The sequence below is a fragment of the Sulfurimonas sp. genome (assembly GCF_027056685.1).
Taxonomy (GTDB): Bacteria; Campylobacterota; Campylobacteria; order Campylobacterales; family Sulfurimonadaceae; genus Sulfurimonas.
Genome location: NZ_JALUKE010000229.1, coordinates 1 through 1916, shown reverse-complemented (window position 1 = coordinate 1916; position 1916 = coordinate 1). Strand labels below are relative to the sequence as shown.

Annotated in this window: 3 protein-coding genes; all 3 read left to right on the top strand. The window is 28.6% G+C overall.

Going from position 1 to position 1916, the window contains the following annotated elements; genetic code table 11:
- The first annotated feature begins 162 nt into the window (after positions 1-162).
- The gene (locus MVY38_RS10025) at positions 163-420 is read left to right on the top strand and encodes a hypothetical protein (RefSeq protein WP_297485785.1); all 258 of its coding nucleotides are present in this window, start codon (positions 163-165) and stop codon (positions 418-420) included.
- Positions 410-769, top strand: a complete 360-nt coding sequence (locus tag MVY38_RS10020) for a type II toxin-antitoxin system PemK/MazF family toxin (protein WP_297485783.1) — start codon at positions 410-412, stop codon at positions 767-769. The genes MVY38_RS10025 and MVY38_RS10020 overlap by 11 nt, the downstream gene beginning before the upstream one ends.
- A 451-nt stretch (positions 770-1220) precedes the next feature.
- Positions 1221-1916, top strand: a 696-nt coding sequence (locus MVY38_RS10015; RefSeq protein ID WP_297485780.1) for a hypothetical protein, incomplete at its 3' end; no start/stop codon positions are given.

Genomic DNA, 1916 nt, shown 5'->3' with positions numbered 1-1916 from the left:
TTTTTATAACAAAATAAGTACTGTGTATTGAATTTCAAAAATTTCAAACCCCTGTTTTATAGGATATGGTTCGGAAGGAATGGTTACAAAATTTTATAAACAATAATTTAATATATGTTATGTTTATATGGTATAATATACCATATAAAAAAGGAGTAGATTATGACATCAACTAAAAAAACTAACATTAATAAAGTTACTTTTAATATATCTTCAGACCTTAAAAAAGATTTGCTTACATTAAAGAATGAACTAAAGGTATCTCTCAATACTATCTATAACAATGCCCTAAAAGAATATGTAAAAAAGCAGGAGTTAAAAAAATGGGAACAAGGGGCAATAAAAGCATCCCAAAATAAAGACTACCTAAAAAAATGCAGAAGTATCGGAAATAGTGGAGTTGAAATTTATGAGTATTAATCAAGGAGAAATATGGCTTGTCAATTTTGATCCAAGTGTTGGTTCTGAGATACAAAAAGCAAGACCATCAGTTGTTATTAATGATGATATGTTAGGTAGGTTTGGACTAAGGGTTATCGTTCCTATTACAGGATGGAAAGATTATTTTGAAGAGTATCCTTGGATAATAAAACTAGAGCCTAACTCAGCAAATGGACTATCTAAAATATCTGGCATAGAGTGTTTTCAGGTTAAAAGCTTCTCCCAAGATAGATTTATAAAACAACTTGGATTTTTAGACAATGTAATTGTTAAGGAAATTCATCAAACTGTTCTTAAAACTTTCAATCCAATTTATGAAATAGCTTAATATAGTACCCCAGAAAAACCAAACAACATTTTAGAAATGATTACTAATAGGTTGCCAAAGAAAAGTTATATGTGGATTAAATGTCGTATTTTAGGGGTTTATAGAAGTTATGGCTCCGGATGCTGGAAATTCTAAATATACATAATAAAAACTATAAAAGACCATAAACAAGGACTTTGTGACTCTATCAAAATATTTCAACTTCCTCATTCTTATTCATTTTTAGGCACAGTTTGGACACACATAAGTGCCTTGTAAATTTTTATAAAACTATCTAGTTTCATTTTTTTATGCTAAAATATAACAAAAAAGAGATTTGACTTAAAAAAAGATATATTTAGTTACTAAGTAACAATGTAATATTGTTACAATATTTTTCATAATTATTTTTTTTGAACTATCTTGTATAAAGTATACACTAATAAAAAGTTAAACAATAACAGGAATTAAATTGAGTATCCCTTCTTATGTACTTTTTGAATTAGGATTCGGATTTAAATACCAATATTTAATGAGCGCCTTAATTCATACTTTAATTACAAAAAAAATTAACTTTTCACAAAGTGAAAACTATCTTAAGAAAAATATAAAAAAATATTCTATTCATGGTGACTGCACTAAATTTATAACCCAAGTACAGAATATAATTCCTGATGTTCATGAATTAAAATACAACATAAACTCTATTCTAATGCTAGAAGGAGAAAATAGTTGTTTTGAAGATATTAATTTATTTACAACTAATAATATATCTCAAATAAGATTTTTCCAAGTAAAAGGCAGTATGAGTGACTCTTATGCAAGTAAGCTTAATAGTGCTGTAGTTCATACATTAAAAAGTACACTTGCAAAGCTTACAGAGTTTCAAAGGCAGGAAAAGGTTATAATTCCGGAAGAACAAGTAAAGGGATCATTTAAACTTTATTCGGAACTCATGTCCCAAAAAATAGCTTTACAGATAGAACTGAGAAGATTAAGAAGTGTTCTTTCGGAAGAAAATCCGCAGATAAAGTACATAAAGGAACAAATAAGAGCAATAGATAAACAGCTATCAAGCATAGAAAGGAAAGGAGAGGACATGTCAGCCCTGCCCGGCTTAGAGCAGGCTCCAGAGAAGATGGCGGAGTTTCAAAAGGTGTTTGTAAAA

What these genes read in the sequence shown, in the direction of transcription:
- MVY38_RS10025 (WP_297485785.1), top strand. Translation starts at nt 163, where the DNA reads ATGACATCAACTAAAAAAACTAACATTAATAAAGTTACTTTTAATATA.
- MVY38_RS10020 (WP_297485783.1), top strand. Translation starts at nt 410, where the DNA reads ATGAGTATTAATCAAGGAGAAATATGGCTTGTCAATTTTGATCCAAGT.